At 63.7% G+C, this 21,404-nt stretch carries 19 protein-coding genes; 8 read left to right on the forward strand and 11 right to left on the reverse strand.

Features of this window, described 5'->3' with window-relative positions:
• Positions 1–149: 149 nt before the first annotated feature.
• The 7 genes from CI15_RS26990 to CI15_RS27020 all read left to right on the forward strand — a co-directional run bounded on the left by CI15_RS26990 (position 150) and on the right by CI15_RS27020 (position 7,546).
• Positions 150–1,082, forward strand: a complete 933-nt coding sequence (locus CI15_RS26990) for a family 2A encapsulin nanocompartment shell protein (RefSeq protein ID WP_062133775.1) — start codon at positions 150–152, stop codon at positions 1,080–1,082.
• On the forward strand, positions 1,057–3,057 hold the full coding sequence (locus CI15_RS26995) for a family 2A encapsulin nanocompartment cargo protein cysteine desulfurase (RefSeq protein WP_062133778.1): 2,001 nt from the start codon (positions 1,057–1,059) through the stop codon (positions 3,055–3,057). The genes CI15_RS26990 and CI15_RS26995 overlap by 26 nt, the downstream gene beginning before the upstream one ends.
• Positions 3,058–3,365: 308 nt before the next feature.
• Positions 3,366–4,313 (forward strand): TauD/TfdA dioxygenase family protein, encoded by a 948-nt coding sequence (locus tag CI15_RS27000; RefSeq protein WP_062133780.1) that lies wholly within the window; start codon positions 3,366–3,368, stop codon positions 4,311–4,313.
• A gap of 110 nt (positions 4,314–4,423) precedes the next feature.
• On the forward strand, positions 4,424–4,666 hold the full coding sequence (locus tag CI15_RS27005) for a hypothetical protein (protein WP_241495946.1): 243 nt from the start codon (positions 4,424–4,426) through the stop codon (positions 4,664–4,666).
• Positions 4,667–4,690: 24 nt separating this feature from the next.
• On the forward strand, positions 4,691–5,521 hold the full coding sequence (locus tag CI15_RS27010) for a CmcJ/NvfI family oxidoreductase (RefSeq protein ID WP_062133784.1): 831 nt from the start codon (positions 4,691–4,693) through the stop codon (positions 5,519–5,521).
• A 122-nt stretch (positions 5,522–5,643) separates the two neighbouring features.
• Complete coding sequence (gene soxC, locus CI15_RS27015; protein ID WP_062133786.1) at positions 5,644–6,933, forward strand: sulfite dehydrogenase; 1,290 nt, start codon at positions 5,644–5,646, stop codon at positions 6,931–6,933.
• The gene (locus tag CI15_RS27020) at positions 6,926–7,546 is read left to right on the forward strand and encodes a c-type cytochrome (RefSeq protein ID WP_062133793.1); all 621 of its coding nucleotides are present in this window, start codon (positions 6,926–6,928) and stop codon (positions 7,544–7,546) included. The genes soxC and CI15_RS27020 overlap by 8 nt, the downstream gene beginning before the upstream one ends.
• 49 nt (positions 7,547–7,595) lie before the next feature.
• On the opposite strand, the gene CI15_RS27025 is transcribed toward CI15_RS27020, so the two are convergent.
• From CI15_RS27025 to CI15_RS37875, 9 genes are all read right to left on the reverse strand, one after another.
• Positions 7,596–8,948, reverse strand: a complete 1,353-nt coding sequence (locus CI15_RS27025) for an LLM class flavin-dependent oxidoreductase (protein ID WP_062133794.1) — start codon at positions 8,946–8,948, stop codon at positions 7,596–7,598.
• Between the two features lie 84 nt (positions 8,949–9,032).
• Entirely contained in the window at positions 9,033–9,818 is a 786-nt protein-coding gene (locus CI15_RS27030) for an ABC transporter ATP-binding protein (RefSeq protein ID WP_062133796.1), read from the reverse strand.
• Between the two features lie 43 nt (positions 9,819–9,861).
• Entirely contained in the window at positions 9,862–10,761 is a 900-nt protein-coding gene (locus CI15_RS27035) for an ABC transporter permease (protein ID WP_420915880.1), read from the reverse strand.
• 23 nt (positions 10,762–10,784) lie between these two features.
• Entirely contained in the window at positions 10,785–11,648 is an 864-nt protein-coding gene (locus CI15_RS27040; RefSeq protein ID WP_153041200.1) for an ABC transporter permease, read from the reverse strand.
• Positions 11,649–11,661: 13 nt separating this feature from the next.
• Entirely contained in the window at positions 11,662–12,756 is a 1,095-nt protein-coding gene (locus tag CI15_RS27045) for an ABC transporter substrate-binding protein (protein ID WP_062133799.1), read from the reverse strand.
• 314 nt (positions 12,757–13,070) lie between these two features.
• Positions 13,071–13,511 (reverse strand): MarR family winged helix-turn-helix transcriptional regulator, encoded by a 441-nt coding sequence (locus tag CI15_RS27050; RefSeq protein ID WP_062133802.1) that lies wholly within the window; start codon positions 13,509–13,511, stop codon positions 13,071–13,073.
• 26 nt (positions 13,512–13,537) lie between these two features.
• Positions 13,538–15,433, reverse strand: a complete 1,896-nt coding sequence (locus CI15_RS27055; protein ID WP_062133804.1) for an FAD-binding monooxygenase — start codon at positions 15,431–15,433, stop codon at positions 13,538–13,540.
• A 157-nt stretch (positions 15,434–15,590) separates the two neighbouring features.
• A complete protein-coding gene (locus tag CI15_RS27060; RefSeq protein ID WP_062133813.1) occupies positions 15,591–16,031 on the reverse strand; it encodes an SET domain-containing protein in 441 nt (146 codons plus the stop codon).
• A 39-nt stretch (positions 16,032–16,070) separates the two neighbouring features.
• Positions 16,071–16,277, reverse strand: coding sequence for a hypothetical protein (locus CI15_RS37875; RefSeq protein WP_075643794.1), 207 nt, complete (start codon positions 16,275–16,277; stop codon positions 16,071–16,073).
• Between the two features lie 362 nt (positions 16,278–16,639).
• Here CI15_RS37875 and CI15_RS27065 point away from each other — a divergent pair, with 362 nt between their 5' ends.
• Positions 16,640–18,778 (forward strand): metallophosphoesterase family protein, encoded by a 2,139-nt coding sequence (locus tag CI15_RS27065; RefSeq protein WP_082814309.1) that lies wholly within the window; start codon positions 16,640–16,642, stop codon positions 18,776–18,778.
• 83 nt (positions 18,779–18,861) lie between these two features.
• Here CI15_RS27065 and CI15_RS27070 read toward each other — a convergent pair whose 3' ends face one another.
• Positions 18,862–20,187: an MFS transporter gene (locus CI15_RS27070; protein ID WP_062133818.1), complete on the reverse strand. Its 1,326-nt coding sequence runs from the start codon at positions 20,185–20,187 to the stop codon at positions 18,862–18,864.
• Positions 20,188–20,320: 133 nt separating this feature from the next.
• Complete coding sequence (locus tag CI15_RS27075) at positions 20,321–21,280, reverse strand: MBL fold metallo-hydrolase (protein ID WP_062133820.1); 960 nt, start codon at positions 21,278–21,280, stop codon at positions 20,321–20,323.
• Between the last annotated feature and the right edge of the window lie 124 nt (positions 21,281–21,404).

The raw sequence follows: 21,404 nt of genomic DNA on the forward strand, positions 1-21,404 counted from the left end.
AACACGTACACCGCGTATCGCGGCGGGGGGCAGGGCCCGTCGCGCGCGCGATGATGGCTATAGCATGTTGAGCCGATATTTGAGTCTTCTGATAATTCCCTGCCGCCATAAGCATTCCTGTTTTTCTTCTATAGACCTGGAGCCTTCGTATGTCGACGTCAGCGAGCGGCCAAACCGCTCTCGGCGATAATGCAGCACGGCAACTAGCCAACGCCACCAAAACAGTCCCGCAGCTTTCCACCATCACGCCACGCTGGCTGACCCATCTGCTGCAATGGGTGCCGGTCGAGGCGGGCATCTATCGTCTGAACCGCGTGAAGGATCCTGAAGCGGTTCAGGCCGCCTGCACCGCGCGCGAGGACGAAAGCACACTGCCCACGACGTACGTTCCGTACGAAGAAAATCCGCGCGAGTACTTCCTCAACGCGGTCAGCACGGTGCTTGACGTGCACACGCGCATCTCCGATCTGTACAGCAGTCCGCACGATCAGATCAAGGAACAGCTGCGCCTGACGATCGAGACGATCAAGGAAGTTCAGGAAAGCCAGCTCATCAACAATCCGGACTACGGTCTGCTCGCGAACGTTGATGAAGAGCAGCGCGTGTTTCCGCTGACGGGCGCGCCGACGCCGGACGATCTCGACGAGTTGCTGACCAAAGTCTGGAAAGAGCCCGCGTTTTTCCTCACGCATCCGCTCGCGATCGCGGCGTTCGGCCGCGAATGCACGCGCCGCGGTGTGCCGCCGCCGACGGTCAGCCTGTTCGGCTCGCAGTTCATCACGTGGCGCGGCATTCCGTTGATCCCGTCGGACAAGGTGCCGATCGCCGACGGCAAGACGAAGATATTGCTGCTGCGTGTCGGCGACAAGCGCCAGGGCGTGGTCGGTCTCTACCAGCCGGGCGTCGCGGGCGAGCAGGGCCCAGGGTTGTCGGTGCGTTTCATGGGCATCAACAACCAGGCGATCGCGTCGTATCTGATCTCGCTCTATTGCTCGCTCGCCGTTCATTCACCCGATGCGCTCGCAGTGCTCGACGACGTAGAGATCGGCAAATACCATGACTATCCAGACACCTACCGGTAGGCCGCCGAGCGCGGGGTCGTTGTCCGCGCCGCCGCCGGTGCTGCCGGCTGGACTGCCTGATCCGGCGCAGTTGGCGCGCCTCGCGACCGAGTTCTTCAGTGCGTTGCCGGGCGGCGCGGCAGCACCGCAGGTGTCGGCTGGCAGCGGCGCGGTTGGCGGCGTTGCTTCGGCGTTGCCTGCTGCCGCGCCCATTTTGTCGTCGCTCGGTAATCCGGCTCCGGCGGGTTCGCCGCTTGCCGGCCCCGGTGGCGCTGGCACGGGCGTCCCTGGCGTTTCGTTGCCGCAAGGGAAGGTGCCGGGTGCGAACCTGTTGCCGTCGGCGCCGACGCATGTGCTGTCGCTCGGCAATCGCGCGCCGGCGCTGGTGCCGCATGCGGTCGCGCAGAACGGACTGCTCGACAATGCCGCGACGATCGCGCCCGCGCTGGAGCCGCGCGCCGGCGGAGCGGCGCTGGGCGTGCCGCCGGTGCAGGAAGGGGCTTCCGCGTCGCCCTACTATTTCATGCAGGCGGCGGGGCACGGCTGGTCGCGTCCCGATCAGCAGATCGCGTTGCCCGCGAGCGCCGCGGCTGTGCCGGGTTCATTCGGGCTCCCCGGCGAGGATGACCTGCGCGAGCTGCTGTCGATTCATCGCTTCGCGCCGCCGGTCGACGATCCACTTGGCTTGCCGCGCGGCGGCGCGCCGTACTTTGTCGAGGGCACGCGGGGCGAAGCCGATTCGCGGGCGCTCGCGGCGGCCACACCGGCAGGCCATCCGCCCTTCGACGTCAACGCGATTCGCCGCGATTTTCCGATCCTTCAGGAGCGCGTGAACGGCAAGCAGCTGATCTGGTTCGACAACGCGGCGACGACGCACAAGCCGCAGTCCGTCATCGACCGTCTCGCGTATTTCTACGCGCACGAGAACTCGAACATCCATCGCGCCGCGCATACGCTGGCGGGCCGCGCGACGGACGCCTACGAAGACGCCCGCAGCAAGGTGCAGCGCTTCATCGGCGCATCGTCGCCGGATGAGATCGTGTTCGTGCGTGGCACGACCGAGGCGATCAACCTGATCGCGAAGACGTGGGGCGTGAATAACGTCGGCGCCGGCGATGAAATCGTCGTGTCGCATCTCGAGCATCACGCCAATATCGTGCCGTGGCAGCAACTCGCGGCGCAGACGGGCGCGAAGCTGCGCGTGATTCCCGTCGACGATTCGGGCCAGGTGCTGCTCGACGAATACCGCAAGCTGCTGAACGACCGCACGAAGATCGTTTCGGTAACCCAGGTATCCAATGCGCTCGGCACGGTGGTGCCGGTGCGCGAAATCGTCGAGCTCGCGCATCGCGCGGGAGCGAAGGCGCTCGTGGACGGCGCGCAGTCGGTCTCGCACATGCGCGTCGACGTGCAGGCGCTCGACGCGGACTTCTTCGTGTTCTCGGGCCACAAAATTTTCGGTCCGACGGGCATCGGCGTGGTCTACGGCAAGCGCGCGATTCTCGACGAGATGCCGCCGTGGCAGGGTGGCGGCAACATGATCGCCGATGTGACGTTCGAGCGGACGGTGTTTCAGCCGCCGCCGAATCGCTTCGAGGCAGGCACGGGCAATATCGCGGATGCGGTCGGTCTTGGCGCCGCGCTCGACTACGTGGAGCGGGTCGGCATCGAGAATATCGCGCGCTACGAGCACGATCTGCTCGAGTACGCGACTCATGCACTCGCGCCCGTACCGGGCGTGCGGCTCGTCGGCACCGCGCGCGACAAGGCGAGCGTGCTGTCTTTCGTGCTGAAGGGCTACGAAACCGAAGAGGTTGGGCGTGCACTGTCCGAAGAGGGCATCGCAGTCCGCTCGGGGCATCACTGCGCGCAACCGATCCTGCGGCGCTTCGGGCTCGAAACGACGGTGCGCCCGTCGCTCGCGTTCTACAACACTTGCGACGAAGTGGATGCGATGGTGTCGGTGATTCGTCATCTGTCCGCAAGGCGTGCTTGAACGGGCGCGCCGCGCCGCTGTCTGTCGTGTGACCAAGCAAGGCATGGTGCCGGAAGGCGCCATGCCTTTTTCGTATGCGCCGCGATCCGCGACGAGGGGTCTCTTCATTGCACCTGCGCGAATAACCTAAGCGCAAATCGGTCGTTATCGGTGTACCGGCGTGTCCCTATACTGACACGCTGGCGCACGCGTGCAGCGTACATCATCAGGATCGCGAACGATAATTCCGCGCACATGGCTCGCTGCCGCATCGCCGATGAACATCCACGCAGGTCGCGCGACAAGCGCCGCAACCCAGGAGAGCAACGATGAGTGCAGCCCCCATTACGAACGAAGCCGAACTCCAGATCAACCCGCTGTCCGCGCATATCGGAGCGGAAATCAGCGGAGTCGATTTGACGCGGCCCCTCGACCAGAAGCAGATCAAGGCGATCCGCGCCGCGCTGCTGAAGTGGCGTGTCGTGTTCTTTCGCGAGCAGTTTCTGAGCCACGAGCAGCATGTTGCGTTCTCCGCGCAATTCGGCGAATTGACGGTCGGGCATCCGGTGTTCGGCCATGTCGACGGCCATCCGCAGATCTACTCGATTTCGAAATTCCGCAAGGCGACGCGCTTCGAAGGGCAGCCGCTGTTGCGGCCCTGGACGGGCTGGCATACCGATGTGACCGCGGCCGTCAATCCGCCGTTCGCGTCGATTCTGCGTGGCGTGACCATTCCGCCGTACGGCGGCGACACGCAATGGACCAACCTCGTCATCGCCTATGAGAAGCTGTCCGAGCCATTGCGCCAGTTCGTCGACGGTCTGCGCGGCGTGCATCGCTTCGCGCCGCCGCAAGGCGCGAAAGGCACCGAGGCTTTTGCGTCGGCGGTCGAGCAGCACACGCTCGTCAGCGAGCACCCGCTCGTGCGTGTGCATCCGGAGACCGGCGAGCGTGCGCTCTATGTGAGCCCCGGATTTCTGAAGCAGATTGCCGGTGTCACACCGCGCGAGAGTCAGGTCCTGCTCGAACTGCTGTGGGAACACGTGACGCGGCCGGAGTTCACGGTTCGCTTCAAATGGGAAGCAGGCAGCGTGGCGTTCTGGGACAACCGGACAACCGCGCATCTCGCGCCGACCGATATCTTCGATCTCGACTTCGATCGCCAGCTCTACCGCACGACGCTAGTCGGCGACGTGCCGGTCGGGCCGGACGGACGCGCGTCGGTAGCGCTGCAAGGCTCACCCGTGGGGGCGGCGGCCGCGATTGCGCTGAACTGAATACTGCGGGCCCAACATTGCACTCGCGCCGCAAAGCATTGCACAAATGCTTGTTTGCGCAAGCGCGCGCCGCCGACTAGATTCGATGAATGCCACGAGCAGGAGGGCGCATGATGTCAATGAACCTCGCATCGTTTTATCGGCGGGCCGTGTTCCACCCTTTCGAAGCCATTCGGCAGCGGGTCCATCGCGACCGGCGCCACGACGCAGCCCACGCGCGCGACGCATACGATCCATCGCGCGATGATCCCGAACGCCTCGAGCGGATTGCGATCTGCGCGCGCGCGGGCTACTTCAACATGGGCTACACGCTCGAATCGTTTCACGTGCTCGCCGAAATCGCGCCGGATTGACGGACATCTGATGGAGCGCAAGCAATGAGCGATATCGTCGTCGAACAGCCGGCGGTGGTGGAGGCCGACCTGAACTATCTGTTCGCCACGGGTGTGAAACCCGCCACGTACGCATACGAGCCGCCCGCGGGCGTGCCGCTGCGCAGCGGCATCTACCGGACCGAGCGCGTGAAGATTGCCAACGCGCGCGTGAGCCCGCCGCCCGGCGGGCTGTCGCTCGATCGCAACGGCTTCGAACTGCACCAGCACGCCAGCGCTCTCAGCGACTTCGCCGATCCGGCCGCGATCGAACGCGTCTACTATCCTGAGTCTGAGGCATTGCTCAAGCGGTGGACCGGCGCGAAGCGCGTCGTCATTTTCGATCACACGTTGCGCGATGGCCGCACGACGCGAGCGAGCGGCGTGCGCGAACCCGTCAAGTACATCCACAACGATCAGACCTTCGTGTCGGGGCCGCGCCGCGTGCGCGATCATCTGCCGCCGCACGAGGCCGAGCAGTTGCTGAAGGGCCGGGTCGCGATCGTCAACCTGTGGCGGCCGATCGGCTGGCCGGTCGAAACCTCGCCGCTCGCGTTGTGCGACGCGCGCAGCATTGCGCTCAACGATCTGGTGCCGTCCGATCTGATCTATCCGGACAAGGTCGGTGAGACCTACGCGTTCGTGTTCGATCCGCGACACCGCTGGTATTACTTCCCGCTGATGACGCCCGACGAAGTGCTGCTGCTGAAAATCTACGATTCGGCGGGAGACGACGTCGCGCGCCTGACCGCGCATACGGCGTTCGATGATCCGTCCTCGCCGCCCGACGCGCGGCCGCGGCGCAGTATCGAGTTGCGTTCGCTGCTGTTTTTCTGAGTCCGCGCACGGCATATCGCGGACGGTCATAACCATAGTCGCAATCGGCTTTGAATGGCGCGCCGACACTGCCTATACTCGGGCGCTTCTCGATCAACCCAGGCCGCCTCGCCGGCACAAGCATGCCGCGACATTCACGTATTGCCCGCGACGCGCACGCTGCGTCGAAACCCGCGTCGCCGCGTCGACGTCTGCTGGGCGGTCTCGCCCTGTCCGCCCTGGCCGCGCCGAATCTGAGGGCCGCAACGCTGTTGCAGCCGCTAGGCGTCGATGCCTGGACGCAAACACCCGGTGCGCCGATTCTCAACCACCCGTATGGACTGCCATCGCCGCACGAAGCGAACGTGATTCGCCGCGCCGCGCGAGCGTGGCCGATGCCGGGCGCCGCATCGTCGTTGACGCCGCTCGCGGATCTGCATGGCTCGATCACGCCGAATGGGCTCGTCTACGAGCGGCATCACGCGGGCGTGCCCGACATCGATCCCGACGCGCACCGGCTCGTGATACACGGTCTCGTGCGCGAACCGAAGCTCTTCACGATGGATGACCTGTTGCGCCTGCCTTCGGAGTCGCGCATTCACTTTCTCGAATGCTCGGGCAACACGGCGAGCGAGTGGAAGGGACCGAGTGGCTTGCCGGTGCAGATCACGCACGGTCTGTTGTCGTGCTGCGAGTGGACCGGCGTCAGGCTGTCGACGCTGCTCGAAGCAGTCGGTGGACGCACGGCGGCGAGCGACGGCGGCACGCCGCAATGGCTGCTCGCCGAAGGCGGGGACGCGGCCGCCATGACGCGCAGTCTGCCGCTCGAGCGGATTCTCGAACGCGCGCTCGTCGTCTACGCGCAGAACGGCGAGCGCCTGCGGCCCGAGAACGGCTATCCGCTGCGTCTGATCGTGCCTGGCTTCGAGGGCAATACCAACGTGAAATGGCTGCGGCGGTTGAAGATCGTCGATGCGCCGTTGCAGACGCGCGAGGAAACGTCGAAGTACACGGGCATCCTGCCCGACGGGCGCGCGCGTCAGTTCGTGTTCGAGATGGACGCGAAGTCGGTGATCACGCGGCCATCCGCCGGGCAGCGGCTGACGGTGCGGGGCTTCTATCCGATCGTCGGGCTCGCGTGGTCGGGGCGCGGGGCGATCCGCAAGGTCGAGGTATCGACCGATGGCGGCGCGACGTGGCAAGCCGCGGTGCTCGACGAGCCGGCGCGCGATCGCGCCTTGACGCGCTTCCAGGCTGGCTTCGTGTGGAATGGCGCGCCGACCGCGATCCTGTCGCGCGCCACGGACTCGACCGGCTACGTGCAACCGACGCGCGAAGCACTCGTCGCGGCGCGCGGCTTGAACTCGAACTATCACTACAACGGCATTCAGCAGTGGCGCATCGAAGCGGATGGGAGCGTGAAAAATGCGTGAGCCTATCCGGATCGTTGGCTCGGTATCCAGCATGATGCGCGCTCTGCTGGCAGTGGTCGCGGCTGGCAGTCTGCTCGCTGGCTGCTCCTCGTCGTTCAACGCAACGCGCGACGCGCAGTCGAGCGCTGCACAAGCGCACTGGCGCGCATCGGTCGACGCGCTCGGCAAGCCGATCAGCGAAACCGATCTGAGCGCCTGGAATATCGACGTCGCGCCGGACGGCCACGGCCTGCCCAATGGCAGCGGCGACGTCGCAACGGGTGGCCGCATTTTCGCGGCGAAATGCGCGGTCTGTCATGGCGCGAAAGGGGAAGGATTGATCGGCGATCAGTTGATCGGCGGCGCGGGCACGCTCGCCACCGCGAATCCGAAGCGCACGGTCGGCAGCTACTGGCCGTATGCGACGACGCTGTTCGACTATATCCGCCGGGCGATGCCCTATAACGCGCCGCAGTCGCTGAGCGCCGACGAGGTGTACGCGCTCAGCGCGTGGATATTGAATCGCAACGGCATCGTGCCGGACGATGCGCGTCTCGACGCGCAAACGCTTGCCGCCATCCGCATGCCCAATCGCGATGGCTTCGTGCCGGATCCGCGGCCGGGCAAACTTTGACAGGCCTTTGGCGGGCGAGCAGATTGCCTCGCTCGCCAAAGGCCTTTGTTCAGGAAGCGGCCGTCGCGAGTTCGCCGCGCTCCCGCGCCGTCTGCGTGTAACGATTGAGCGGACGCGGCAGCCCCAGATGATCGCGCAACGTGCGGCCCGTGTACTCGGTGCGAAAGAGTCCGCGGCGCTGCAATTCGGGCACGACGGTATCGGCGAATTCGCTGAGCCCGCCCGGCAGCCACGGCGACATGATGTTGAAGCCGTCCGCGCCTTCCTCTTCGAACCATTGCTGCAACTGGTCGGCGATACTTTGCGGCGTGCCGATCACCTGCTGATGTCCGCGCGCGCCCGCGATACGCAGATACAGATCGCGGATCGTCAGGTTGTCACGCCGGGCGAGGTCGAGCAGCAGCCGTTGGCGGCTCTTGCCGCCATTGGTTTCGGGCAGCTCCGGCACCGGTCCGTCGACGGGGTATTGCGACAGGTCGATGCCGCCCGACATGTTCGACAGCAACGCGAGGCCGACGGCAGGATCGATCAGCTCCTGCAACGCGTCGAACTTGTCGCGCGCTTCCTGCTGCGTTTTGCCGATCACCGGGAAGATGCCCGGCATGATCTTCAGATGCTCGGGCGCGCGTCCGTAGCGCGCGAGGCGTCCTTTGACGTCGCGATAGAACTGCTGCGCTTCGTCGAGCGTCTGATGCGCGACGAAGATCACCTCGGCCGTCTGCGCAGCCAGCTCGCGTCCGGCTTCCGATGCGCCCGCTTGTACCACCACCGGCCAGCCCTGCGGCGAACGCGCGACGTTCAACGGCCCGCGCACGCTGAAGTGCTTGCCGCGATGGCCGAGCACGTGCAGCTTGTCGGCATCGAAATAGATGCCGCTCGCCTTGTCGCGCACGAACGCGTCGTCTTCCCAGCTGTCCCACAGGCCCGCGACCACGTCGTAGAACTCTTTCGCGCGCTCGTAGCGCAGCGCGTGATCGAGGTGCTTGTCGCGACTGAAGTTGTGCGCTTCCGTTTCCGTGCTGGACGTGACGAGGTTCCAGCCCGAACGGCCGCCGCTCAGATGATCGAGTGAGGCGAATTTGCGGGCCACGTTGTAGGGCTCGTTGAAGCTGGTCGACACGGTCGCGATCAGCCCGATGCGCTCGGTTACGACCGACAGCGCGGACAGCAGCGTCAACGGCTCGAAGTGATCGGCGCGCGCGGTGCGCGACAGCGACGGCAGATGCGTGTCGCGCACGCTGACGCTGTCCGCGAAAAAGATCGCGTCCAACTTCGCCCGCTCGGCGATGCGCGCGAGCTGCGCGTAGTGCGTGAAGTCGAGACCGCCCGCCGCATGCGTGTCGGGATGACGCCACGCGGCGATGTGATGGCCGGTCTCCATCAGAAATGCGCCGAGGCTCATCTGTCGTGGGTGGTGTGATGTTGCGCTCACTGCGGGCTCCTTGTGACGAACGTTGAACGAAGACGCTGCTTGTCGCGGGCGAGGTCAGCCGGCATGTTCGGTCCGCTCGGAGAAATCCGCGAGGATCTGCTCACGCAGATGCACGAAGCGCGGGTCGCTGCGCTCGCGCGGCCGTGGCAAGCCGACATGCGTGATCCGCTTGATGCGGCCAGGGCGAGGCGCCATCGTCACCACGCGATCGCCGAGATGAATCGCTTCGTCGACGTCATGCGTGACGAGGATCATCGTGATGCGCTCGCTCTCCCAGATCCGTTGCAGTTCGTTTTGCAGACGCGCGCGAGTGAGGGCGTCGAGCGCGCCGAACGGTTCGTCGAGCAACAGCACGCGCGGGCGATTCACGAGTCCGCGCGCGATCGCCACACGCTGCGCCATGCCGCCCGACAGCTGATGCGGATACGCATGCTCGAAGCCTTGCAGGCCGACCAGCGCGACATGCTCGGCCACCGCGTCGCGCTTCTGTTGCGACGAGAGCGGCGCATTGCGCAGAGCGGCGAGAATGTTCTGCGACGCCGTCAGCCACGGAAACAGCCGGTGATCCTGAAACACGATGCCGCGTTCGAGCGACGTGTCGCGCACACGCTCGCCATCCACACTGATATCGCCGCGATAGTCGGTGTCGAGTCCGGCGACGAGCCGCAGCAACGTCGACTTGCCGCAGCCGCTCGCGCCGAGCACGCTGATGAATTCGCCGGCCGCGATGTCGAGCGAGATGTCGTCGAGCACGAGCAGGTCGTCGCGCGCGCCGCGTTGGCCTGCATAGCGCTTGCTGACGCCGCGAATGCGGATGCCTTCGGAAACCGTGGTGGTCATGAGTTCGCTTCCTGTTGATGAGCCGTTTGGCTGCTGCACCACCTCAGGCGACGGCGCGTTCCCGCGGCGCACCGCTGCGGCGCGCCATCACGCGTCGCTCGACGCCGCGGGCGAGCGCATTGAGCGCCCAGCCGGTCAGTCCGACGACGATGATGCCGAACAGCACGAGGTCCATCCTGAACTGCTCGCTGCCGTCGATCAGCGTGTTGCCGATGCCGCTGCCCGCGACCAGCAGATACTCGGCACCGAGCGTCGCAAGCCACGAATAGATCAGCCCCAGATAGAGGCCGGTGAAGATCGTCGGCAACGCGGCGGGGAGGATCACGTAGCGGATCAGCTGGATTCGCGAGTAGCGCAACGCGCGCGCGACCTCGATGTAGCGGCGCGGCACCGCATGGATGCCGTCGCAGGTATGTGCCGCGACCGGCAGCAACGCCGCGAGCGACAGGAACACGACTTTCGCCATGTCGCCGAGGCCGAACCAGACCGAGATCAGCGGAATCCATGCGAACAGGGAGATTTGCTTGAAGGTATCGAAGCTCGGGCCGATCAGGCGCGTCGCGACACGCGAGAGCCCGAGCGCCGAGCCGAGCAGCAGGCCGCCCGCGGTGCCGATCACGAAGCCGCTCGCCTCGCGCGCGAGCGACGCCGACAGCGCGCGCAGCAATGCGCCGCTTTCGATCTGTTGCCACGCGGTATGCGCGACATCGGCGGGGCTCACGAGCAGGCCGCTCTTGACGAGGTGTAACGCCGACACGAGCCACCACAGCGCGAACAATGCGAGCGGCAGCACGAGACCGCGCCAGTTGAAGGCAGCAAGACGGTCCCTGAGCGCTGCCATGCGAGTGGGGCGGGCAGGTGCCTCGCAACCGCACGAAGGTGGAGCGCTTCGCGGCGGCTCGAAGAAGCGGCGCAGCGCCTCGGAAGCAGAAGTGAGTGGCATGACTGAGTCCAGAAACGAAGCGTCTATTCGCGAAACGCCGAAGGTTGGCCGCGCCGCAGCCGCGCTTCGAGCGCATCGAGCAGACGGTTGATCGCAAAGCCGATCGCGCCGACGATCACGACGGACGCCATGACCAGATCGAGTTGAAAAAGCTGTCGGCCGGAGACGATCAGATAGCCGAGCCCTTCCGACGACGCCACCAGTTCGACGACGACCAGTGCAAGCCACGCTTTCGTGAACGCGAGCCGCACGCCGGTGGCAAGCGTCGGCACGGCGGCGGGCAGCACCACGTACGCGATGCGCTGCCAGCGGCCATAGCCGAACCCGCGCGCGACTTCGTCGAGCGCGGCGGGCGTCTGGCGAAAACCCTGCATCGTGCTCAGCGTGACGGGAACGAGCGCGGCATGCGCGATCAGGATGTACTTGAGCGGCTCGGCGACGCCGACGAGCAGCAACAGAAACGGCAGCCAGCCGAGCACGGGAATCTGCACGAGCGCATTGAATCCCGGCAGAACGTACGATTCGACCGTCCGCGACAGACCGAGCGCCGCACCGATCAGGAAACCAGCCAGGGTGCCCGCGCCGAAGCCGAGCAGTACGCGCTGCAGGCTCACGAGGGTATGGTGCGCGAGGTCGCCGCTGCGCGCGAGGTCGCTCAGCGTGTCGAACACGATCTGCGGCGGCGGCAGGATTTGCGGCGCGATCCAGCCGCGTTCGCAGCCGATGCTCCACAGCGCGAACAGTGCGGCGGGCAACAGCCACGGCGCGAGATGCCAGCCGACGGCCCGTGCGCGCCGCTGCAGATTCGCCTGCGCCTTCGCGTCGTTTGCCACGCGCGCCGGGACGTGCGCCGCGGCCGGGGACCATTCGCCAAGCGCCTTGCTCATCGTCGATCTCCGGTCAGCCGAGGGGTTTGCCTTGTGGGTCGTAGCGCGTCCAGTAGTGCTCGAGCGACTGGCTGTGCAACGCGTTGTCGAGATAGCGCGGCTCGAACCAGCCGTCGACCTCGACGGGCTGACGGATCAGCTTCAGCTTCAACGCATCGGCCGACACGGCCTTGTAGCGCGCGACGATGAACGGATCGATCAGCGGCGAGTTGCGCGACTTCAGCGGCTGGTTCGCGAACTCGGCCTGCCACGACGCGTAGCTGACGCCGCTTTTCGCCCAGAGCTTGAATAGCGCGTCGCGGTTCGCTTCATCGGAGGACCATTGAGCGCCTTTGACGAACACGTTGACGACCCGCTGCACGATGTCGGGATGCGCGCGATCGAAATCGTCGAGCACGAGCAGGTGCGATTGCCGCGTAAACTGCGGGCCTGCTGTCTGCGATTCGTAGACGATCTTCGCGAGACCCTGATCGCGCAGCTTGTAAAGGTGATAGTCGTTGACCGACGCGTCGATGCCTTTTGACGAAAGCGCCGCGAGCGCGCTGGCCGAATCCAGATTGATCACGCGCAGATCGCGCTCGTCGAGCTGATTGGCCGCGAGCACGTTGTCGGCGACGAGCTGCAGATTGGTGCCGCGAAAAATCGACACGCGCCGGCCTTTCAGATCCTTCACGCTCTGCACGGGCGAGTCGGGCGGCACGGCGAACTTCACGCCGACACGCACGCCGGATTCGAGCAGGATGCGGGTCTTCAAGCCGTTTGCCCGGCCCAGTACGGAGGGCAGGTCGCCTTGAAACGCGAAGTCGAGCGACTTGTCGGCGATCGCTTCGTTGACAGCCGGACCCGCGCCCTTGAAGAACAGCCATTCGACCTTGATGCCGTCGGCGGCGAATTCCTTTTCGAGCAGCTGAAGCTGCTGCACGGTGGCGGCCGGTGAGCCGCCGAAGGTCGGCGGATCGCCGGCGCCTTGCTGCGCGACGCCGATGCGGATCACAGCGGGTTTGTCGGCATGGGCCAGCGGCATCGTCAATGCGAGTGCCGTAGCGAGCAATGCGGACTTCCACAAGGAGAAGGTTCGCAAAACGTTTCGCGGGATTCGATGGGTCATTGATCGGGACGATGTGCAGCGCGACGTGGTGGTCGTGGAGTGCTCATTCTTGTCGACACCCTTTCCAGGGACAAGGAAGCATTGCAGCTATGGATATGCGCAGCAGTGCTTTCAGGATGCGCGAATCAGTGCTGGTCGCAGGCGGGTTTGCCGCGCTGGAGAAATGGCGATCGAAGCGAGGGATGCGGACGCTGGATCGTCCGGATGTCCGCTGGCGCGGATTGCGTTGCGGCTCGAATTCCAGAACGCACGTGCGGGCGCACGTGTGGCGAGTGGTGGACCGCGAACTTAGGCGGTTTGCGGAAGCCGGCGCATCAAGCCTGCGGCGGCAGCAGTGCCGAAAGCAGGCGGCGCAACTGCGCGAGTTCGGCCGGTGTCAACCTTGCGGTGAGAATGCGCTCGACCTGCTCGACTCGAGGACGCAAGGTCGCGAGCTGCTTCTTACCGGCGGTGGTGAGAAACAGCACGTAACTGCGCTTGTCGACAGGATCGTCGGCGCGTTCGATAAGGCCATTGCGCACCATGCGTGCAACGAGATCCGCTATGGTCGAACGGTCGACATCGAGTTCATCTCCGAGTTGCCGCTGACTGACGCCGGGGGTCTCCTGCAAGGCCTCGAGCGCCGCGTACTGGACGCTCGTGATCTCGGTGGAAACCTCACTTAGCCACACTGCTGCATGGCGCTGTTGGGCACGCCGCACCAGGCTGCCGGTGAATCTGGGGAGTGGGCGGGCGTCTTCAGATTTGGTCGACAATTTCGGAGATTCGGGTTTCGGGTGGTTCAACGCGCGCGAAAGATGGGCCGGAAGAAGGCGTTCAGCTCTTCGTACGCATTCAATGGAAGCACATGGGCCACGTATTGGTCGGGACGTACCAGCACGAGTGCGCCCTGTTCGCGATCGATGCCGCGCTCGTCGAAGATATCAGTCGTCGCGTCGCTCGTAAATGCCTTTTCGTAGTCGATCAGGCCGTGGCGTCCTTTGCGCGGCAGCAAAAGCGCGGGTAGGGCGTCGAGACGGACTTCGCGATGCGGCTGCTGCAGCACCGCGCGCAGATCGAGGACGCTGTCCACGTCGGCGTCCTTCGGCGTGACCAGCCGCAAGACCGAATCGGGCGAGCTGTCGAGATGCTCGCACAGCGCATTGAGCGCACGGCCAGACGCGTCCGCGAAAGCGTACAGGCGCCAGCGGCCGTCCGCGCGACCGGCGTGCCCGAGGTGGAACGGCTTGGCATCCGCGAGGCGAACGACCGGCGACGAATGAAAGCGCGCGCCGATCGAAAAGCCCTTGGCGAGCGCCTGATGGGTCGCTTCACCGGTCAGGGTCGCCGGCCGGTAACGCGTGGCGACGCCAGCCGTGTAGCGGCCAGCGCGAACGAAGTACGCCTGCAGCTCCGCGGGATCGACACCGCCCGCTTCGGGCCGGTTCGGGTCCTTGGGCGGCGCGGCCATCATCGCCGACCATTCCTTGTCGAAATCGATCAGCTCCTGCGCAATCGGTTGGCGCTCGTCCGAATACGTGCGCAACAGATCGGCGTCGCTGCGACCCTCCAGCACCGCGCCGAGCTTCCAGCCGAGATTGAAGCCGTCCTGCATCGACACGTTCATGCCCTGGCCCGCTTTGGCGCTATGCGTATGGCAGGCATCGCCCGCGATGAACACGCGAGGCTCGCGAGCGGTGCCGTCGGCGGCGATCGCGTCGTCGAAGCGGTCGGTGAGGCGCTGCCCGACCTCGTAGACCGAGAACCATGCCACTTCTTTCACGTCGAGCGTATAGGGATGGAGAATGCGCTGCGCCGTCTCGATGATGCGATCGACCGTGATCTGCTTGAGGCTGTCGCGGCTCTCCGGGGTGACATCGCCGAGGTCGACGTAGAAGCGGACGAGATAGCCGCCTTCACGCGGAATGATGAGGAGGTTGCCCTTGCTTGCGGATTGAATCGCCGCTTTCAGGCGGATGTCCGGAAAGTCGCTGACGGCTAGCGCATCCATCACGCCCCACGCGTGGTTCGCCGCGTCGCCCTTCAGCGTTTGTCCGATGGCCGTGCGTACGCGGCTGCGTGAGCCGTCGCAACCGACGACATAGCGCGCCCGCACGGTCACGGTCTCGTCGAGCCGCGCCGGATCGGTACGCTTTAACGTGACCAGCACCGGATATTCATGCGTGTCGTCGCGCTGAACATCGACGAGTTCGAGGCCGTAGTCCGGTTCCATCCGACGCGCGGAGCGGCGCATCACATCGAGCAGATATTCCTGGATGCGAGCCTGATTGACGATGACGTGCGGAAATTCCGAAAGACCTGTTTCGGTGTCCTGAACGCGACCGGTACGACTGATCGCGCCGCGGTCATTTGCATCGGGACGCCAGAATACCGTTTCGTTGACCCAGTAGGCTTCTTGCAGCAGACGGTCGCTGAGGCCGAACGCATTGAACATTTCGACGGTACGGCACGCCACGCCATCGGCCTGGCCCATCTGCAACGGTCCGTCGCGACGCTCGACGATGCGCGTGCTGATCGACGGGAATTGCGACAGTTGCGCCGCCAGCACGAGGCCGGCAGGACCGCTGCCGACGATCAGCACGTCGACCGCCTCGGGCATCTGCGCAGCATGCGCATTGCTGAGGGCGGGCTCGATCGTGGGATCGCCGACCCGGAAACCGTTGAGATGAAATTGCATGACGTCGTCCTCCGTTCAATAGATATCGCTTGAACGGAAATATACTCCGTACACCAACCATTTTAAAGCGCTTTGTGCGTGGCTGGATGTTTACCCTGGTTTGGGAGTGTGCTTTGGACTTCCGGGGAACGGCCGTCGATGCCGGGTCAATGCCGCGTCATGCGCCGTTGCCGAGCATGGAGCGGCGGCAGGCCGGAGCGCCGCAATGACAGCTGTACTGGGTACGGATGTCGTCGGTGATCACGCCATCGACTGACAGCCCGTAGTCGATGAAAAGCTCGTCGCCGGGTGCGATCGCGGCGAGCGCGTGAATGAAGACGCGCTCGCCCGTCTCGATCGCTTCGCAATTGGGGGCGCAGGCATGGTTGAGAAAGCGGGCGCTGTTGCCGCCACGGCTGCCGTCGATCACACGTCCGTCGGACAGACCAAACACGAACGTATGGCCAGCCTCCGCGCGCTGACGCGCGGCGGCGCGCCGCCAACTGGTCACTTCCCCCTTGTACTCGATGACCCGTTCGCCCGCGGCGATCGGCTGCAGCGCGAACACGCCCTTGCCATGCACCGGGGAGCGCCGTGCGGTGATGCGTCGTAATTTCATTTTTGTCGTTTCCTTCGTGACCGTCTGAACCAATCCGGACTATCGACCATGCCAGCCGCCGCCATGGCCACCACCCCAGTAACCGCCGACGCCGATGCCCACACTAACCGACGGTGCGGCGTAATACCCGGGCCCATAACCATAGGCGGGGGCTGGCTCGTAACCATAGCCATAGCTTGGCGGCGGGGCGACGACGCAGCCTGCAAGGCCGATCGATAGGGCTAGTGCAAAGAGTAGTCGGGTCATGATTGTCATCCTCCATCATCGAGGATACGCAAGATCCGGTCCAGCAGTTTTCGAGCACCACGCCGACAGCACTCATTCGTCGGTTGCTGTTTGCTGGCTTCGGTTTCCGCAGGGCCCGAGCCGGTGAGCGAGCGAAACACCGATCAATGAGGTCTGCCCCGCGAATAGTGCGATCAATTAATCGTTATGTAATTGTCTTGAAAATACATTGTAATGTTGTCTATGCACCATGGGGCGATGGTCCCCGTTTGCAACGCGAAATTGCATGGGGGAATTAATCCGCAACCAGTCCCATTCGCCTAATGCTCCTACCTGATCTAACCCGCCTGTTGTGTCGCGTCCTGAAGGTGTCAGTCGTATCCATGTCAACGTTGCTCATTGCGTGCGGCAACCACGAAGGCCTGAGCGCAGGCGCCGAAGACGTGGCCGCCAGCGCGCAACCACCGATCCAGCGACCCGCCGCGACGCAAGTGGCATTCATGCCCGACATTCATTTCCACGACGTCTATGCAACGTTCAAGGACGGCTCCTTTCAAGGTGTGCCCAACCGGAAATCCGGCAAGAACGCGACCATTCGCCTGATGCAGGCGCAGATGACGTCGACGCGTCTTTTCAATGAAAACTACTTCGCGTTCATTGCTGCACTCGACGACGCGGTCGGGCGCGGCGTCAGGTTCATTGCATTGCCCGGCGACTTCTCCGACGACGGTCAGCCGGTCCATATACGCGGTCTGCAAAAGGTACTGGACGACTATTCGAACAGGTACGGCATCGAGTTCTTTGCGGCACCGGGCAACCATGATCCAAACCGTCCATTTGCCAGGCCCGGCGGGAAGGATGACTATCTTGGCGTCGATCCGGACACCGGTCGAACCGGGGCGGCTCAGGCGATTTATAGCCGCGGCGCCTCCGTTTGCGATGGTTATGCTGGCGAGTGGACGAAACGCGGCGCGACCTATTGCACCGAAGAAGTCCAGGAACTCGGCTACGACGGCATCACAACGGCGCTCGCTCGACACGGCTTCATGCCGAAGGCCAACTACCTCTATTACGAAACCCCCTACAGCACGTACAACTATCGTAGCTATTCGCTGGCACGGGCGACCGAGCAGGCGTCGTGGAAGAACCGTCAATACGAAATTTGCAAGGAAGGTGCTGGCGGCGTCGACAGAAAGAGTGATTACACGCTCTGTCACAATGTGCCGGACACCACTTACCTCGTGGAACCGGTCGAAGGCGTGTGGCTGGTGGGTATCGACGCGAATGTCTACATTCCGGGCGGAACAGGTCCGAATGACTTCGCAGGTTCGGGTGATGCCGGCTACAACAGGATGCTGACACACAAGCCGCACGTGATCCGTTGGCTCACGGACGTCGTCGCACGTGGCAAAGCACTGAACAAGCAGGTGGTTGCGTTCAGCCATTTCCCGATGAGTGAGTTCTTTAATGGCGCATCCGATGACATCATCGCGCTACTCGGCGCGGGAAAAATGCAGATGGTGCGTCGTCCGGAAGAGGATGTTACGCGTGCGTTGGCCGATACCGGGTTGAAAGTACACGTCGGCGGCCACATGCACTTCAACGATACCGCCGTGCGCAAGTACGACGCCGGGCACGCGCTCTTCAACATCCAGGCGCCTTCGCTCGCAGCCTATGTGCCGGCGTACAAGCTACTCACGTTGAAGCCCGACAATCAGATCGAGGTGCAAACCGTGCGACTCGACGACGTGCCGCGCTTCGACGAACTGTTTGAGCACTATCGCGACGAGCACCGTTTCTACACCGATTTCCCGGCGAAGGTACCTGGTGGCGGCGAATTGTGGAGTGCGTCGATGCTCGATGCAACGAATTACGCCGACTTCACCTCTCGCTATATGTCCGAACTTGTACGACTGCGTCTACTGAAAGACGACTGGCGCTGCGAAATGCGCGAACTGGTCAAGAGCCCACTGCGCGGTTCGGATCTGCTGGTTCTGTCGCAACTGCGAACCAGAGTCACTCTCAAGGAACTGCAAAGCACTGACAGTCAGGGGTTTTATAGCAAGGCATTCTATGAGTGCCTCGACGAAGCCGGCGGCGCCGGGACACCCAACACTGCATTCTCGCTTGATTATGCGGCCGCGGAGCAAGAGGCGAGAGCGTTGGCTCACGCCAATGGGCTGCGTCTCGAGGACTTCAATGATTGGCGGGCGATCGATCTTGCTGGGGATTTTGTGCGGATCGCCAACGCGGGCGACCTCGCATTCGCCGATATTCCCGAAAGCCGCGCACGCCAGTACAAACTGCTTCATACGGCACTGCAATCGACCCATGCATCCCTACGAATGAATGTCGACAAGGTGACGAATGACAACTCCGTGGGCAGCGTTTTCCAGGCACGCTTCAAACCGCTGATGGACATTCTGCTTAGGCTCGCGAATGGCGCGCCGACCCGTCACTTTGTCATCGACCTCACGACCAACGATCTGACCGATCTGACTACCGAAGCGTCGCCGTTCTAGATCCGACCTTGTCTGGTTTTCGATGCTGGCGCGCATTGACGCGGAGGGCTCGGCGGAACCTGCAGCGAATCGGTCGTGGCTTATCACCGTCGCGCCGATTCGCCCTTAACCCCTACCATCAACGCAACCCCGCTAACCACAAGCAGAGCCGCAAGAAGATACACGGCGAGATCCATACTGCCGGTCGTCGTACGAATCTGACCGATCACCCACGGGCTAACGATGCCACTGGTAATGCCGATGCTACTGATCAAAGCAATGCCCGATGCTGCCGCCTTACCGGACAGATAGCTGGTAGGAACGGCCCAGAAAATCGGCAGCGCCGCGAAGATCAACACGGCGGCCAGCGACAGAATCGCCAGCATCGCGGGAAAGCTGCTCAGGTGTAGCGTGAGCGCCGCAAGCGCAAGACCACCGCCCACCGTACAGAATGCGAAATGCTTGCGCCGTTCCCCGGTTCGATCCGAGCGGCGCGCAATCAGAATCAGACCCACCGCGCCGATGGCATTCGGCACCACCGTATAAAGACTCACCGCCATGACATCCTGAACGCCGAAATCGCGGATCATCAACGGCATCCAGAAGTTGAGCGTCAGCGACGCACAGGTCAGCGAGAAATAAATGAACGCGAACAGATAGACGCGCGGATTGAGCAGCGCGGCAGCGAAGCTGCGGCCGTCATGCTTGCTGTCTTTCGCCTGGCCTTGCGCGCAGAGCGCGACGAGCCGTTCCTTCTCGGCCTGCGTGAGCCAGTTCGCGTCGTGAGGCTTGTCGACCAGATAGCGCCACGTGAGCAAACCGAGGATTACGGCGGGTGCCCCTTCGATCGCAAACATCCATTGCCATCCGAACAGGCTCAGCACGCCGCTCATGTCGCGCATGATCCAGCCGGAAAACAGTCCTCCGAGCACACCCGCAACCGCCACGCCCGCGAAGAACACCGAGATCACGGCGGCGCGCCGGCTGGCGGGAAACCAGTAGGTCAGATACAGCACGATGCCAGGGAAAAATCCCGCCTCGAACACGCCCAGCATGAAACGCAGCACATAAAAGTGCGCGGGCTTCGATACGAACATCATGCACATCGACGCAATACCCCAGAGCAGCATGATCCGCATGAAGGTTTTGCGCGCGCCGTATTTGGCCAGGAGCACGTTGCTCGGCACTTCGCACAGCACATAACCGACATAGAACACAGCTGCGCCGAGCCCATACATCGCATCGCTGAAGCCGAGATCATGCTTCATCTGCAATTGCGCAAAGCCGATGTTGATCCGGTCCAGAAAAGACACGACGTAGCAAAGAAACAGAAACGGCACGATGCGCCACGCGACCTTCCTGAACATCGAATCGTCACTCGCGACGGGCACGGCGTGGCCAATGGCGTTGCCATCGAGGGAATGATGCATGTCTCGCTCCAGGTGCGGCGCGCGCCTGTGCGAAGACGAGCGCGTCCGAGGCGTCTAGCGCGCCTTCAGGTATCGAATGGGAAAAAGGAAAGACCGGACGGCCTTTCCTCGAGTGCGGATTGCGGGGCGGCGCTCAGTTCTGCAACGCGTCCCACATCTCCTTGTCGCGCTGCGCGGTCCAGATGCGCGGATGGCTGATGCCGCTGGCTTCGTCGTAGGCGCGTGACACGTCGAACGGCAGACAGTGCTCGTAGATGAAGACATTGCCGAACTTCGGGTCCATGGCTTTGCGCGTGAGCGCCATCGCACCCTTCAGGTCGAGCTTGTCCTTGAATGCGTCACGGCCTGCCTGCAACAGCGTGGTGACGAAGTCTTTCGTGTAGTCGAGACCCTTGTTCACTTCCGCGGGGTTCAGCAGCGCGGGGCCGCGCCCCGGCACCAGCTTGTCCGCGTTCAGGGCGCGCAGTGCTTCGAGCGTGGCCGGCCATTGTTCGAGCTGCGCGTCGCCGCAGTAGCAGGCCGCGTCGTACTCGACCAGGTCGCCGGAAAACAGCACCTTCTGCGACGGCAGCCAGACGACCGTGTCGCCCTTCGTGTGGCCCGAGCCGAGATGCGCGATGCGCACTTCGAGCTTGCCGAGAAAGAGCGTCATTTCCTTTTCGAAAACCAGCGTCGGCCAAGTCAGCCCCGGCACCGTTTCGACACCGGCAAACAGGCGCGGAAAGCGCTCGATCTCCGACTTCATGTCGGCCTCGCCGCGCTCCACGATCATTTCGTAGGTGCCGCGGCTCGCGATCACCTGCTGCGCGCCTTCCTTGAAATACGCCGACGCGCCCAGCACGCGCACCGCGTGATAGTGCGACAGCACCACGTATTTGATCGGCTTGTCGGTGACGCTGCGGATCTTCGCGATCAGGTCTTGCGCCATGGCCGGCGTGGCGGTGGTGTCGACGATCAGCACGCCGTCGTCGCCGATGATCACGCCCGAATTGGGGTCGCCCTCGGCCGTGTACGCATACGCGTTTTCCGACAATTGGGTCCACGTGATCTTCTTCTCTTCCAGGTCGGCCTGGGATGCAAAAGCCTTCGCCATGTCTGTCTCCGTCTAACGACTCAGTGGGGGATGCCTAATAGTCGTCGTCACGGTGATGTTTGTCAATGACAAAATACCTTGTCATTCGCTAATTTAGGGTAAACGCCGTTGGTTGGTCGGCAGG

This window comes from Paraburkholderia monticola, assembly GCF_001580545.1.
GTDB lineage: Bacteria > Pseudomonadota > Gammaproteobacteria > Burkholderiales > Burkholderiaceae > Paraburkholderia > Paraburkholderia monticola.